General features: G+C 65.3%; 12 protein-coding genes. 6 read left to right on the top strand and 6 right to left on the bottom strand.

All coding sequences use genetic code 11. The annotated features are described in order from the left end of the window. The first annotated feature begins 7 nt into the window (after positions 1 to 7). Positions 8 to 883, top strand: a complete 876-nt coding sequence (gene rsmA, locus AB0O58_RS09520; protein WP_283348318.1) for a 16S rRNA (adenine(1518)-N(6)/adenine(1519)-N(6))-dimethyltransferase RsmA — start codon at positions 8 to 10, stop codon at positions 881 to 883. A gap of 10 nt (positions 884 to 893) precedes the next feature. On the opposite strand, the gene AB0O58_RS09515 is transcribed toward rsmA, so the two are convergent. Both AB0O58_RS09515 and AB0O58_RS09510 read right to left on the bottom strand, forming a co-directional pair. Then, positions 894 to 1,709: a DNA/RNA non-specific endonuclease gene (locus AB0O58_RS09515; RefSeq protein WP_283542394.1), complete on the bottom strand. Its 816-nt coding sequence runs from the start codon at positions 1,707 to 1,709 to the stop codon at positions 894 to 896. A gap of 12 nt (positions 1,710 to 1,721) precedes the next feature. After that, complete coding sequence (locus tag AB0O58_RS09510; protein WP_094650497.1) at positions 1,722 to 2,711, bottom strand: YafY family protein; 990 nt, start codon at positions 2,709 to 2,711, stop codon at positions 1,722 to 1,724. A gap of 213 nt (positions 2,712 to 2,924) precedes the next feature. On the opposite strand from AB0O58_RS09510, the gene AB0O58_RS09505 reads away from it, so the two are divergent. From AB0O58_RS09505 to AB0O58_RS09490, 4 genes are all read left to right on the top strand, one after another. Beyond that, positions 2,925 to 3,860 (top strand): 4-(cytidine 5'-diphospho)-2-C-methyl-D-erythritol kinase, encoded by a 936-nt coding sequence (locus AB0O58_RS09505; protein ID WP_032371216.1) that lies wholly within the window; start codon positions 2,925 to 2,927, stop codon positions 3,858 to 3,860. Beyond that, a complete protein-coding gene (locus tag AB0O58_RS09500; RefSeq protein ID WP_366238142.1) occupies positions 3,860 to 5,656 on the top strand; it encodes an ABC-F family ATP-binding cassette domain-containing protein in 1,797 nt (598 codons plus the stop codon). The genes AB0O58_RS09505 and AB0O58_RS09500 overlap by 1 nt, the downstream gene beginning before the upstream one ends. Positions 5,657 to 5,762: 106 nt before the next feature. Then, positions 5,763 to 6,446: a DUF4166 domain-containing protein gene (locus AB0O58_RS09495; protein ID WP_366238141.1), complete on the top strand. Its 684-nt coding sequence runs from the start codon at positions 5,763 to 5,765 to the stop codon at positions 6,444 to 6,446. Positions 6,447 to 6,491: 45 nt separating this feature from the next. Further along, positions 6,492 to 7,490: an enoyl-CoA hydratase/isomerase family protein gene (locus AB0O58_RS09490; RefSeq protein WP_366238140.1), complete on the top strand. Its 999-nt coding sequence runs from the start codon at positions 6,492 to 6,494 to the stop codon at positions 7,488 to 7,490. An 11-nt stretch (positions 7,491 to 7,501) separates the two neighbouring features. Here the strand turns inward: AB0O58_RS09490 and AB0O58_RS09485 are convergent, their stop codons facing one another. The 3 genes from AB0O58_RS09485 to AB0O58_RS09475 all read right to left on the bottom strand — a co-directional run bounded on the left by AB0O58_RS09485 (position 7,502) and on the right by AB0O58_RS09475 (position 10,606). Next, positions 7,502 to 8,113 (bottom strand): hypothetical protein, encoded by a 612-nt coding sequence (locus tag AB0O58_RS09485; protein ID WP_027496081.1) that lies wholly within the window; start codon positions 8,111 to 8,113, stop codon positions 7,502 to 7,504. A 147-nt stretch (positions 8,114 to 8,260) separates the two neighbouring features. After that, on the bottom strand, positions 8,261 to 8,914 hold the full coding sequence (locus tag AB0O58_RS09480) for a nicotinamide mononucleotide transporter family protein (RefSeq protein ID WP_366238139.1): 654 nt from the start codon (positions 8,912 to 8,914) through the stop codon (positions 8,261 to 8,263). Positions 8,915 to 8,923: 9 nt separating this feature from the next. After that, positions 8,924 to 10,606 carry a peptide chain release factor 3 gene (locus AB0O58_RS09475; protein ID WP_167329161.1) on the bottom strand — a complete coding sequence of 561 codons (1,683 nt, stop codon included), beginning with the start codon at positions 10,604 to 10,606 and terminating at the stop codon, positions 8,924 to 8,926. A 129-nt stretch (positions 10,607 to 10,735) separates the two neighbouring features. Here AB0O58_RS09475 and AB0O58_RS09470 point away from each other — a divergent pair, with 129 nt between their 5' ends. Then, positions 10,736 to 12,370, top strand: coding sequence for a fatty acyl-AMP ligase (locus AB0O58_RS09470; RefSeq protein ID WP_032381751.1), 1,635 nt, complete (start codon positions 10,736 to 10,738; stop codon positions 12,368 to 12,370). Here AB0O58_RS09470 and pth read toward each other — a convergent pair whose 3' ends face one another. After that, a complete protein-coding gene (gene pth / locus AB0O58_RS09465; RefSeq protein WP_027496085.1) occupies positions 12,371 to 12,964 on the bottom strand; it encodes an aminoacyl-tRNA hydrolase in 594 nt (197 codons plus the stop codon).

The raw sequence follows: 12,964 nt of genomic DNA, 5'->3' as shown, positions 1-12,964 counted from the left end.
TCGCACCGTGTCCGAACATGTGAGGGGAGCTGCGGCTCTGCTCGGTCCTGCCGAAGTCCGCTCTCTCGCTGCCGAGCTCGACGTGCGACCCACCAAACAACTCGGCCAGAACTTCGTGCACGACGCCAACACCGTGCGACGCATCGTCGCCTCCGCCGGTGTCGGACCTCAGGACACCGTCCTCGAAGTCGGTCCCGGCCTCGGATCGTTGACTCTCGCTCTGCTCGATGTGGCCGACGGGGTCGTCGCGGTCGAGATCGACCCCAAGCTCGCGACCCGCTTGCCCATCACAGTGGCCGACCGCGCCCCCACCCTTGCCGAACGGTTGACGGTCATCGAAGCCGACGCGTTGCGCGTACGGGCCGAGTACATTCCTGGACACCCGACGGCATTGGTGGCGAACCTGCCGTACAACGTCGCGGTGCCGGTGCTGATCCACCTGTTCTCGGAGCTACCCAGCCTTCGAGTCGCCGTGGTGATGGTCCAGGCCGAGGTCGCCGATCGCCTCGCCGCAGTACCGGGAAGCAAGATCTACGGCATTCCCAGCGTCAAGGCCCGATTCTTCGGGGACGTCAAACGGGCCGGGGCAGTAGGCCGTTCGGTGTTCTGGCCGGTTCCCAAAGTGGAATCGGGGCTGGTGCGCATCGATCGATACGCCGAGCCGCCGTGGCCGACCGACACTGCACACCGGAAGTCGGTCTTCGCCGTCATCGACGCCGCATTCGCCCAGCGCCGCAAGACATTACGAGCCGCCCTCGCAGGGTGGGCAGGTTCACCCGTCGCCGCCGAGCGCAGACTCCGCGAGGCCGGAATCGATCCCACGGCCCGCGGCGAAACGATCGACGCGGCAGCGTTCGTTCGCCTGGCGGCTACCGAGGCCTGACGTCTCGTCCTTACAGGTGAATGTCCGACAGTCGGGTCAGTTCGGTCCACTTCGACGCCTCGGCGCGTGCCGCCGCGACAGGTGCGTACCGGTCGGCCTCGGTGAGACTTCCCAGCTCCAAGCCGGTCGCCGACGCGATGTCTGCTACCGGAACCTGATACGTGCGGTACGGGCCGAGCGGTGGGGGATCGGTCTCGACCCGAAGCGGTTTGTCGAGAATCGGGTCGAGTGACGGCGACTGATCGAGCACGTATCCGGTGCATGCCGGTGCCGAATCCTGGGACCATGCGGCAATCTTGAAGAAGCGACGCGGTATGGCAATGCCTCGGTAGATCGGATCGTCGTCGGCGAAGATGCAGCCACTGAACACCGAGAGTCGTTGCCCGTACTGCTCGGCATGGCCCAGTACGTAATCCTCGAGCCCCAGCCACAGAGTTTTCGATTGGTTCAGAGTGGCCGTCTGCGGAGCGCACACCGTGTAGTGGAAGGTATCCGCATTGGCACGCGTCGCGACCGACAGCTCGCCCCACACCGGATCTCGTCGGCGAACGAGATGTCCACGGTCGAGGTCGTTGTTCGAGTACAACTCGTTGCCCGCCTGCTGCGACGCCGGAAGTCGCTCGTCCAGGCGCCAATCATCGCCTCGCTCGACATCTTTGAGGCTCGCGCCGTCGATGTTCACGCCGGTGACCGCCGCCAGGCGTCGGACGGGATCGATCGACACCGAGAAATGCGTGTACGGAAGAACCACCAGGCCTGCTCGATCCGGCAGCGGAACGTCGATGTCGGCCAGGAAGGTCGGGTCGAAACCGAGTGGGGTCGTCATGGACCCATTGACTCACGCGTCGGTTACCGGAGGGTGAACCGCGGCGAGGTATCGCCGTTCGAGGGCCGCATGACGCGCGGCGACCACGCGGCATTCCTCTTTCAGTTCCGGCGGGTCGAGCACGGTGAAGTCGGTGTCGAACGCCGCCAGCCAGCGGGCGATCGACGGCAGTGAGTCTCCCGAGAGCACCACCGCACACGAGGTGTCGTCGATGGATTCGAGTGTGCCCCAGTGCTCGTCGACCATCGGGGCGATCGTCTCGATCGGCGCATGCAAGCGAATGCGCGCCTGAACCTGGGTGAACGCGCGGTCGATTCCCTGCGAGACGTAGGCCGCCGCGCCCCCCGCAGGTAACTCCCGCGGCGTGAACCGTGGGCCGGTGGGAATCTTCGGAGTGAGCCGATCCACCCGATACGATCGCCAATCCTGGCGCAGCACATCCCAACCCAGCAGATACCACCGCGCTCCCGCCCGAACCAAGCTGTAGGGCTCCACCTCGCGCCGAGACTCCGAACCGTCGTGCTTGCGGTAGTCGAATCTCAGTCGCTCGTGACCGTGGCACACCGCAGCCACCGTCGACAACACCGCCGCATCCACCGCAGACCGCGGCGTGTGCTCCACCACGTCGATCCGGAGGGCGTCGAGCCGATGCCGGATGCGCGACGGCATCACCTGCCGGAGCTTCGTCAACGCACGCAACGACGCCTCGCCGATCCCCGCGACCGACCCACCGGCCGCCGACTGCAGGCCGAACGCCACCGCCAACGCCTCGTCGTCGTCGAGCAACAACGGGGGCATCTCGGCACCCGGCCCCAACTGATAGCCGCCGCCGACACCCGGCGTCGCATTGACCGGATAACCGATATCGCGCAACTTGTCGACATCGCGCCGCAGCGTGCGAGGCGTCACGTCCAGCCGTTCCGCCAGCTCTGCACCCGCCCAATCGCGCCGGGTCTGCAGAAGCGACAACAGCCGCAACAGCCGGGCCGAGGTTTCCTTCATATCCACACAATGCCACCGAATGCGGACACCTTCGGTCCTCTTTACCGACCCGACCCCGCCACCGAAGTCCACTCAACGTGACATTGACCCCCGAAAAGTCCACTCAACGTGACATTGACACCCGAAAAGTCCACCGAACGTGACATTGAGTACCCCCAGGTGGGCCGTCTGATGGTGAACCCGGCCCCTGTTTCTCCACTACTGTGGTTAAACGTGCTGTCTGTCGTTCCCACGCCCGTTGTCGTTCGGGCCCCGTCGAAGGTGAATCTGCATCTTTCGGTCGGTGACCTGCGTCCCGACGGCTTTCACGAGTTGACGACGGTGTTCCAGGCGCTGTCGCTCTCCGACGAGTTGTCGGTCGTTCCGGCGAAGGCGTTGTCGGTTCGGGTGCGCGGCGACGACGCGAAGGTCGTTCCGACGGATTCGCGGAACCTGGTCTGGAAGGCCGCCGAGTTGTTGGGCCGTCGGGTCGGGCGCGAGCCGTCGGTGGAGATCACCATCGACAAGGGCATTCCGGTCGCCGGCGGCATGGCGGGCGGTAGTGCCGATGCTGCCGCGACGTTGGTTGCGCTCAACGCGATGTGGCATCTCGAACTCTCGCGTGACGAGCTCGACGAGGTGGCGGCCGAACTCGGTAGCGATGTGCCGTTCTCGTTGCACGGCGGGACTGCCGTCGGTACCGGCCGCGGTGAGAAGTTGCTTCCGGTGCTCTCGCGTAACAACTTTCATTGGGTTCTGGCATTGGCGAAGGGTGGTCTGCAGACCCCCGCCGTGTACGGCGAGCTCGATCAGTTACGGGCCAAGGGCGATCCGCCCAGGCTCGGCGGCACCGAGGATTTGATGCATGCCCTCGCGTCGGGTGATGCGCGGGCCCTCGCCCCGCTGTTGGGCAACGATCTGCAAGCCGCTGCGGTCTCGCTGATGCCGCAGTTGCGTCGCACACTGAGAGCGGGTGTCACTGCGGGTGCGTTGGCCGGCATCGTGTCCGGCTCGGGCCCCACGTGTGCGTTCCTGTGCGCCGACGCCGATGCGGCGGTGTCGGTGAGCGCAGAATTGTCCGGTGCAGGCGTGTGCCGCACCGTCCGTGTTGCGAGTGGACCGGTTCCCGGTGCTCGTGTGGTCACTAGTGAATCGAATGGTTTTTCCTGATGGTCAATCTCGTCAATCTCGAAAACGTCAGTAAGTCCTTCGGCGTCAAGCCTCTGCTCGACGGCGTCTCGCTCGGTGTGCAGGAGGGCGAACGCATCGGCATGGTCGGCCTCAACGGCGGTGGCAAGACCACCACCCTCGAGGTTCTCGCCGGCATCGAACCCCCCGATTCGGGACGCGTCAGCCGAGTGAACGGACTGCGGATGGCCGTCGTCACTCAGCGTGGTGTGTTGCCGCCCGGGTCGACGGTCGGTCAGGTGGTACTCGATCCGCTCGGGATGGCCGAGCACGAGTGGGCCGGCGATTCGCGGGTACGAAACATCTTGACCGGCATCGGTATTGCCGATCTGGGTCCGGCCGGTAGCTCCGGACTGGACGCGCCGATCGACAACCTCTCCGGTGGCGAGCGTCGACGAGTCGCGTTGGCAGCAGCCCTCGTTCAAGATCTGGATCTGTTGGTGCTCGACGAGCCCACCAACCACCTCGACGTCGAGGGCGTGCAGTGGCTGGCCGCGCACCTGGTGAGCCGTCGGAGCGCGCTACTGGTCGTCACGCACGATCGGTGGTTCCTCGACACCGTCGCCAATCAGACGTGGGAGGTCGTCGGGGGTGGTATCGAAACCTACGAGGGTGGCTACAACGATTGGGTCTTCGCGCGGGCAGAGCGCTCCCGTCAGGCCGACGCATCCGAGGAGCGGCGTCGCAACCTCGCTCGCAAGGAACTCGCATGGCTGCGCCGCGGTGCTCCCGCGCGAACGTCCAAGCCCAAATACCGCATCGAGGCCGCCGAGGCATTGATCGCCGACGTACCGCCGCCTCGTGACTCCGTCGCGCTGTCCTCCTTTGCGCAGCGCCGTCTGGGCAAGGTCGTCATCGAACTCGAGGACGCCCGCCTGGAAACTCCCGACGGCCGTGAGCGGGTCAAGGACTTCACGTGGCGTCTGGCTCCCGGCGAGCGCGTCGGTCTCGTCGGCGTCAACGGCTCGGGTAAGACGACGATGTTGCGTACGCTCGCCGGTGAACTGCAGCCCGCTGCGGGCAAGCGCATCCAGGGCCAGACCGTCAAGATCGGTTGGCTGAAGCAGGAATTGGACGACCTACCCAAGAAGCTGCGTGTCCTCGACGCGGTCAAGGAAGTTGCCGAGCGGATCACGTTGGGCGACAAAGAGATTTCTGCTGGGCAGCTCGCGGAGCGGCTGGGCTTCACCCCCGCCCGCCAACGCACGCCCGTCGGAGACCTGTCCGGTGGCGAACGACGCCGCCTGCAGTTGACGCGAGTCCTGATGGCCGAGCCGAACGTGCTGTTGCTCGACGAGCCGACCAACGATCTGGACATCGACACCCTGCAGCAGCTCGAGGACATCCTGGACGGCTGGGCGGGCACGCTCGTCGTCATCAGTCACGACCGGTACCTCATCGAGCGCATCTGCGACTCGACGTGGGCACTGTTCGGTGACGGCAAGCTCACCAACCTGCCCGGCGGCATCGAGGATTACCTGCGCAGGCGGGCCGTCCTCGCCGCCGACGCGACGCCGGACTCGTTGACCACCGGTGGGGTGCCGCGGAAGGCAACCCGTGATGCGGCTTCGGAGCGTGCGGCCCGTAAGGAACTCAGCAAGCTCGAGAAGCTCGTCATTCGCCTGTCCAAGCGGGAGACCGAACTGCACGCCGAACTCGCCGAGGCTGCCACTGCACCGGACAAGCTCGTGGCCCTCGACACCGAACTCAAGCAGGTTCTCGCCGACAAGGACGTCGCCGAGGAACGTTGGATGGAATTGGCCGCCGAGTTGGAGTAGAGGGCTTCGCCCATGTGAGTGGTTGAGTAGAGCCTGCGCCATGTGAGTGGTAACTCGTAACCTGCTACGAAGTTTCATGCACATGCGCGCAGCGCATACTGTGGTCATGGCATCGGTCGTCGCAGAAGTGATGGGTTCGGATTTCGCTCGTCTGCATCCCAAGGTCCAATGGCGTTTCGGTTTGCAGTCCTCGGATCATCGGGCTCAGTTCGGGGTCGGTGTGATGGAGGAGATGACTCACTCTCGTCTCGTTCCGCCGCCGCTGCTGTGGGCCGGTCGTAAGCGAGGCCTGTTTCCTGCTGGGGTGGGCAAGGATGTGCCCTTCACCATTGCCAACTATGCGTACGTCGACGAATTGGGCCGCGAGACAATGTCTTTCGTGCGTCGCTTCGCGTTCGCCGCGCGTCCGCAGGGGATGAATTCGGTGATGGTGTCGTCCGCCGAATCCGACGCGTATGCGCTCGACTACCTGGGGTTCTCGTCGGACATGGTGGTGCACACCGCGTGTGCGGTCGACTCCGACGGTGGGTTGGTGCTCGAGAGCGAGGTGCCGCGGTTTCTGCTCGGTCCCATTGCGCCGAAGTTGCCGAAGGTGGCCTCTGCGGTCACGATCGGCCGGGAATGGTGGGACGCGGCTGAGGAACGGCACCGCATCGAGATCGAAGTCAAGAGCCCGGTGCTCGGCCAGTTGTTCCTGTATCGCGGGTGGTTCACCGCCGAGGAGCGCGAGTGTCGTCCCGCCGACATTCCGTCCGACGCGCGGCCGCGCTCGATCGAATCACGCGAATAGCGCTACTGTTACGCGTCGATCGAAGCAGGTGAAAGGGGGTCCGCAGTGGCCGTAGTCGAAGCCGAGGTAGTCGGTGGTGTCGGGCATATCGTCCTGAACCGGCCGGAGGCCCTGAACTCGTTGAACGAGGCCATGATCCACGGCATTCGCGCGGCACTCGATGCGTGGCGGGACGACGACACCGTCGGTGCGGTTCTGGTGACGAGCAGTTCACCGCGCGCGTTCTGCGCCGGCGGAGACATCAAGGCCATCAGGCAGGCCGTGATCGACGGCGACCGAGAAGCCGGGCCTTGCTACTTCTCTGCCGAGTACGACCTCGACGAGATCATTGCGACGTACCCCAAGCCGTATGTGGCGGTCATCGAGGCCGCGGCGTTCGGGGGAGGGCTGGGAATCTCGGTGCACGGCAGCGTTCGGATCGTGACCGAGAACGCTCTTCTGGCGATGCCGGAGACGGCGATCGGATTCGTTCCCGACGTGGGTTCGAGCTATTTCCTGTCCCGGCTGCCCGATCACATCGGACGCTACTTGGCGCTGACAGGCACCCGGATCACCGGATCCGACGCTGTAACACTGGGATTGGCGACACACTTTTGTCCCAGCGAATCCGTCCAGGCGCTGAAGGACGACATTCTCGGCGGCACCGATCTCGGTGCAGCGCTCGAGCGACACACGACCCCGCCGCCGACGACGGAATTGTCGTTCGACGCGAAGGCGGTGGCCACGGTGTTCGAGAAGACGTCGCTCGTCGACATCATCGATGCTTTGGAGTGCGATACCCCGTGGTCTCGCACGACCAAGACTCAGTTGGCAACGCTGTCGCCGACGTCCTTGATGGCCACCGATGCCCTGATCGAGCGGGCTGCGGACAGTACGTTGCGGGAGTGCCTCGATCGCGAGTTGCGGCTGGCGACATGGATCATCACGGAACCGGACTTCGCCGAGGGGGTGCGCGCAGTGCTGGTCGACAAGGACCGCGCGCCGCAGTGGAAGCCTCTGGTGCTCGAGATGGTGCGACCAGAGGCCTTCCAGCAGCTGCTGTGACCGTCAGTGGGTCAGCGGTAACCCTTGGCGGGGTTCTGCAGGTCCAGCACGATGGTCTGGCCGTTGGAACGCACGTGGATCTCCGGGTTCTGCAGACCACCGGAGACGAGGTATTCGCCGAGGAGCTGAAGCAACTCGTCGGGGCCGACGGAGGTGTCGGGGGTGCGGATGTCGCCGGTGCGGCTGCCGAGTTCGTTCTGGGTCAGCCGACCCGCGATACGAACCGAGGCGACGCCCATGGCGGTACGACGGTCGGGTGCCTGGCCGCGGCCGAGAGACGGCGACGTGCTGCCGCTGGAGGCGTGAGCGGTGGAACGGCCGTTGGTGGGCAGGCCGTGTTCTGAGATCTGATCGCTGGTGGTCACTTCAACCTCGTTCGATTCCGTGGCGGGCTTCTCTGATGCTGCGGGCTGTGGAGCGGATGCCGTGTCGGTGGACGTGACCACTGCCGCCGGGAAATCGGTGGTGGTTTCGGCCGCCTTCTCGGCGGGTGCAGCTACCGAACTGTCGGTGCGGGCACCGTTGGACGGAGTGGAATCGGACTTCGGCGGCGTCGCCAAACGATGCGCGGGAGCGCCACCGACCTTGATCCCGGCCAATGGGTAGTTCGTTCCCTTAGTCATGTCGTTTTCCACTTCATCGTGATTCTCGGGTGGTTCCGCGCCGAGACGCCATGATCGGAGAACTCACATGACGCCCAACTCGGCGTCGAGCACGCCAAAACGTACTCGAAGTTTGTTCGGACCGCCTGAGAGTAGCATCACGATTGTTTAGATCGCCATTTTTTGATCCAAAGGCTTGTTCTGGATCCTGAACCACACCACGAAACCCCAGGTCACAAACCCGGCGTATACCAAGTAGAGGACAGCGGACGGGTAGAAACCGGCGATCACCAGCAGCGGGACGCCCACGATGTCCACCGCGATCCAGATGAGCCAGAATTCGGTGAGCCCGCGGGCCATGCCGAACGTCGCGAGCATCGAGCCGGTGAAGATCCACGCATCGGCCCACTTGCCGAACGAACCGAGGTACCCGAACAGCTGCGCGAACACGATCGTTCCGACGACTGCGACAGTGATCATCACCAGTCGCTCACGGGCAGTGCCCCAGCGTGGAACGACGGCGGTCCCCGAGTTCTTCGAGCCGCGCATCCACCGGGCCAGCCCGTAGGCGCTGACGGCAATGAACATCAGCTGCCGTCCGGCTTGTCCGTACAGATCCAACGCCTGCGGAGTGTGGAACACCCCGCCCATGAAGACGGTGAACAGCAGCGCATTTCCGATGATTCCCACCGGCCACGTCCACACGACTCGACGCATCCCGCCGACCGCGGAGAGCAGTCCGAAGCCGTTCCCGATCACCTCGCGCCACAGCACCGGGTGGCCCAGCACGCTGAATTCGGCGTCGAGCAGATCTGTCAGCACCGCGACAGGCTACTGATCGCCTGCGGCGACGAGGGGCTCGAGGGTGAGCTCGGGCATCTCCTTCTGGATGTACTGCAGTCGCCATTTGTCGCTGACGAGAGCCAGCAGGGCGCCGTCGGTCCGGGTGAAGACCTCGACGCCGCGCTGACGGCCCAATTCGACGGCCGACGCCGCGTCGGTGCGCCGAGCAAGTGAGTAACCCAACGGTTCCATCCGAGCGTCGACGCCGAATTCGGTCTTCATTCGTGCGGTGACCACCTCGAACTGCATCGGGCCGACGGCCGCGAGAACCGGGGAGGCGTCGCCGCGAATGTCGTTGCGCAGCACCTGAACCACGCCCTCGGAGTCGAGTTGTTCGACGGCTCGGCGGAACTTCTTGTACTTGTCGGCGCTGTCGACGCGCAGTGCCGAGAAGTGCTCGGGTGCGAACGACGGGATCGGTGGGAACTCGACCTTCTTGTCGGTGTAGAGCGTGTGGCCGGGCGCGAGCGCGGTGGCGTTGACGAGGCCGACGATGTCGCCGGGGTAGGCGTTCTCGACCGTTGTCCGGTCACGGCCGAAGACGGTGAGCGCGTACTTGGTGGTGAACGGCTTCTTGGTCTGTGCGTGCGTGACGACCATGCCCCGCTCGAACACACCCGAGACGACGCGCATGAAGGCCAGGCGGTCTCGGTGCGCGGTGTCCATGCCGGCCTGCACCTTGAACACGACGGCACTGAAGGGATCGGTCACCGCGCGCACCCCGTCGGAGACGTCGGTGCGGGGGCCGGGTGCGGGGGCCAGCGCCACCAGGGTGTCGAGGATCTGGCGCACGCCGAAGTTCAGCATCGCCGATCCGAAGATCACCGGTGACGTCTGGCCGGCGAGGAACATCTCCTGGTCGTGTTGCTGGCCGCTCGAGATCAGCAGATCGCTCTCCTCGACGGCGGTGTCCCAGTCGACGCCCTCACGCTGCGCGGCGGCCTCGGCCGTCATGAAATCCTCGGGCGCGATCGTGGCACCACCCGCAGTTCGGGTGAAGCGGATGTAACTGCCGTCCTGCACATCGAGCAGGCCACGGAAGTCACCCGCGATGCCGACGGGCCAATACAGAGGCGTCGGCGTCAGGCCGATGCGTGACTCGATCTCGTCGAGCAGTTCGAGCGGGGACTGACCCGGGCGGTCCCACTTGTTGATGACGGTGATGACCGGGATGCCGAACTGGCGGCACACCTGGAACAGCTTGAGGGTCTGCGGCTCGAGGCCCTTCGCGGCGTCGATGAGCATGACGGCCGCGTCGACCGCCGTCAGGACGCGGTAGGTGTCCTCGGAGAAATCGGCGTGGCCGGGGGTGTCGACGAGGTTGATCACGTTGGTGACCTCGGCGTCGGGGGAGGTCTGGTAATTGAACTGCAGCGCAGTCGAACTCACCGAAATGCCGCGCGCCTTCTCCATCTCCATCCAGTCCGAGACGGTGGAGCGGCGGCCGGCCTTGCCGTGAATGGCACCGGCCTCGGAGATGACGCGCGCGTGCAGGGCGAGGGCCTCGGTGAGCGTCGACTTACCGGCATCGGGGTGTGAGATCACCGCGAATGTTCGACGCCTCGCGACCTCGAAATCGAGTTCCCTGGCCGAGTGTCGAGCGGGGCCGGAGTTCGGTCCTGACCCGTCGAGTGCTGCATCGACGTCGGGGGAACTGGGCGGGGTACTCACGAAGGCCTCTATCTCGTAGTCACGGCAACGGCAAAGGTCAAGGATACGCGGCCGGTAACGGTCACCGGTCATCGCGGGATTGCTTAGGGTGAGGGACGCGGAAGGACCGTCGAACGAGGAGATGACGCGTTGAGCAAGTTCACCGACGAGATGTTCGAGACCGCAAGCAGCAGCAAACGTGGTTTGGTCACCGGGGAGCCCGAGGCGGCGTTGCGCCAGTCGTGGGGTGAGATCCACGAGCAGGCGCGGCGAATGGCGGGCGCGCTGGCCGACGCGGGGGTCGAACACGGCGACGCGATCGGCATTCTCGCCGGCCAGCCCGTCGACATCGCACCTGCCTGCCAGGCCACGTGGATGCGCGGAGCGTCGGTGACGATGTTGCATCAGCCCACCCCGCGGACAGATCTGGCCGTCTGGGGCGAGGACACCGAAACCGTCGTCCGGATGATCGACGCGAAGGCGGTGATTCTGGGAGCTCCGTTCGACATCGCCGCACCGGTGCTCGTCGAGCGCGGCATCACAGTGCTGAAGATCGACGAGATGAAGTCCGGTCGCGACATCGATCCGGTGCCGACGGCCGAGACCGACATCGCGCTGCAGCAGCTCACGTCCGGCTCCACCGGGTCGCCCAAGGCCGTGCGCATCACGCACGAGAACTTCTACGTCAATGCGTACGCGATGATCGATCGCATCGAGTTCGACGTGAATTCCGACGTCATGGTCAGTTGGTTGCCGCTCTTCCACGACATGGGCATGGTGGGCTTTCTGTCGGTGCCGATGCAGGTGGGTGCCGAGGTCGTGAGCATCACGCCGTTGGACTTCCTGCGCTCGCCGCTGTTGTGGGCCAAGCTCATCGACAAGTATCGCGGAACAGTCACTGCTGCACCCAATTTCGCGTATTCGCTGTTGGCGCGTCGGCTGCGTCAGGCGGAGGACGATCTGGATCTGGATCTGTCCACGCTGCGTTACGCGTGGAACGGTGCCGAACCCGTCGACCCCGACACGATGATCGCATTGGCAGAAGCGGGTGCGCCGTACAAACTCGATCCGGCGGCCCTCGCGCCCGTGTACGGAATGGCGGAAACGACTCTCGCCGTGTCGATTCCGGACCCCGGCCAAGGGCAGGTGATCGACGTCGTCGACGCGGATCTACTCGAAACGCTCGGCCGCGCAGTCCCGTCCACCCGCGGCAACACCCGATCCCTGGCGACTCTCGGAAAGTTCGTTCCCGGTCTCGAGGGCCGCGTCGTGGACAAGGAAGGGCAGGTGCTCACCGCGCGCGGTGTCGGCATCATCGAGGTCCGCGGCAAGGCCGTCACGCCCGGATACATCACCGTCGACGGCCCCGTGCCGACACAGGACGCCGACGGCTGGCTCGATACCGGCGACGTCGGCTACATCACCGAGGACGAACTGGTGGTCGTCTGCGGCCGGGTCAAGGACGTCATCATCATGGGCGGCCGCAACATCTATCCCACCGACATCGAACGAGCCGCGGGCACCGTCGCGGGAGTTCGGCCCGGTAACGCCGTCGCGATCCGCCTCGACGCCGGCGACAAACGCGAAAGCTTCGCTGTTGCAGTCGAAACGAACGATATCGACAACCCCGACGAGGTCAAGCGCATCGAGCGTGAAGTGATCCACGCGGTGCATTCGGAGGTAGGAGTGCGCCCGCGCACGGTGGCAGTCCTGGGGCCGGGCAGCATCCCGAAGACGTCGAGCGGCAAACTGCGACGGGCCAATTCGGTGTCGCTGCTGAACTGATCAGCGCGGGTGCACCCGATTCTGGGCGGCCTCGAGACCGACCTTCAGCAGTAGCTCGGCGGCGTCGGCGGCTTCTTCGATCACGACGCCGAGGTCCTTGCGTTCGGGCGTCGAGAAGGGCTTGAGCACGAACGACGCCGGGTCCATCCGTCCCGGCGGCCGTCCGACGCCCACGCGGACCCGCAGGTAGTCCTTGGTGCCGAGGTGCTGAGAAATCGAGCGCAGACCGTTGTGCCCGCCCTCACCGCCGCCGAGCTTGAGTCGCAGTGCGCCGAAGTCGATGTCCAGTTCGTCGTGCACCACCACGATGTTCGCGGGGTCGACGGAGAAGAACCGAGCCAGTGCCGCCACCGGCTGGCCCGAGAGGTTCATGAACGTTCGCGGCTTCGCGACGACGACCGAACGGCCGTCGAGCCGGGCCTGCACGATGTCGGAATTGGACTTCTTGTGCGACGAGAACGACGAGCCGACGCGCCCGGCGAGTGCGTCGGCGACCATGAAGCCCACGTTGTGCCGAGTCTTGTCGTACTGCGGACCGGGGTTGCCGAGCCCGACTATCAGGGCGGGGCCGTTTTCGGTGCTCACGGGCGTCAT

This window comes from Rhodococcus sp. NPDC080181 (genome assembly GCF_040702225.1).
Taxonomy (GTDB): domain Bacteria; phylum Actinomycetota; class Actinomycetes; order Mycobacteriales; family Mycobacteriaceae; genus Rhodococcoides; species Rhodococcoides fascians.
Note: the sequence above shows the minus strand (reverse complement) of the source record. Positions and strands in the feature narration are given on the sequence as shown.